General features: G+C 38.3%; 1 protein-coding gene. It reads right to left on the bottom strand.

What is annotated here, in order from left to right; genetic code table 11:
- Nucleotides 1–27: 27 nt before the first annotated feature.
- A complete protein-coding gene (locus CP355_RS09980) occupies nt 28–1077 on the bottom strand; it encodes an IS30 family transposase (protein ID WP_098044451.1) in 1050 nt (349 codons plus the stop codon).
- Between the last annotated feature and the right edge of the window lie 104 nt (nt 1078–1181).

The following is a 1181-nucleotide window of genomic DNA, read 5'->3' as shown; positions in this document are numbered from 1 at the left end:
CGTAAATTGCAATAATAAATTGAACACTTACGCTGTTTGATAGATTTTATCTAATTCTCTTTCGAAGATTTCATCTGGTGTGTGATATGCCAGGATCTTTCTGGGTAAAGAGTTGCACCAGGTTTCAATATCAATGATTTGTTGGAGAGAATAGTTATTGATGCAGTCTCCTTTAGGAATGAATCTGCGAATAAGACCATTATGTCTTTCAACAGTTCCTTTATCACAAGAAGTATAAGGATGAGCATAATAAATAAGAGTCTTAGAAACTTCTTCTAAATTAGCTAAATCCGCAAACTCTGAACCATTGTCAGTAGTAATCGTCTTGAAGATGTCATTCCAGTGCTCGCTGTATTGTTTTTGAAGCATTTTAAAAGCCTGCATGACACTGGCAGATGTCTTGTCAGGTATGCGAATAATCAAGAATTCACGGCTCATGCGCTCAGAAAGCGTTAATAGAACCTGATCATCTTTGGTTTTATGCCCTAGAACAAGATCACATTCCCAATGACCAAATTCATTGCGCTGGTCAATCTCTTTAGGTCGCTCTTCGATGCTTCGTCCCAGCTTTTTCTTGTTTTTGCGAACATGATGGAGCTTGGTATTACGTTTAATTTTTTCAGGCAAATCATAGTTCTTAATTGCAATTAGGCCTTGTTCTACATAGTTGTACAAAGTTCTGGTGCAGACTGTTTGATGATGTGAGAATTCACCGATAGCTAAGCTACGATTGGCACAAACGTCAAGTGACCAGCCGTCCTCAAAAAAATGATTAATGACGTAGCTAATAAAGTTTGCTTTCTTCAAGAAGTCCGATTTACGACCACAGTGACGACGATTAATCTGATAAACGCTCTGACCATGTTCAGCCTTATAGCGCTGCTGCTTGCCATGATAGAGAGAAACAGTACCACGTTTAACCTCATAGCTAATTGTAGAAGGAGAGCAGCCCAATTCGCGAGCAATCGCTCTAATAGAATAACCATCTTTTAAACGGGTTTGGATAACAACCCGCTCTTCAAATGATAAGTGCTTGCCTTTAACGTGCTGATTCATGGTAAAATGTAAAGAGTCCATTTGTGACCTCCAATAGATGTTTTTGTGGATATTAACATTCTATCAAACAGGTCCAGATGGACTTTTATTTTTATAAAGTGTTCAACTTGATTTTACAATCGGCG

Origin of the sequence: Lactobacillus sp. UMNPBX4 (assembly GCF_002554115.1) — a bacterium.
Classification (GTDB): Bacteria; Bacillota; Bacilli; order Lactobacillales; family Lactobacillaceae; genus Lactobacillus; species Lactobacillus gallinarum.
Note: the sequence above shows the minus strand (reverse complement) of the source record. Positions and strands in the feature narration are given on the sequence as shown.

What these genes read in the sequence shown, in the direction of transcription:
- CP355_RS09980 (WP_098044451.1), bottom strand. Translation starts at nt 1,077, where the DNA reads ATGGACTCTTTACATTTTACCATGAATCAGCACGTTAAAGGCAAGCAC.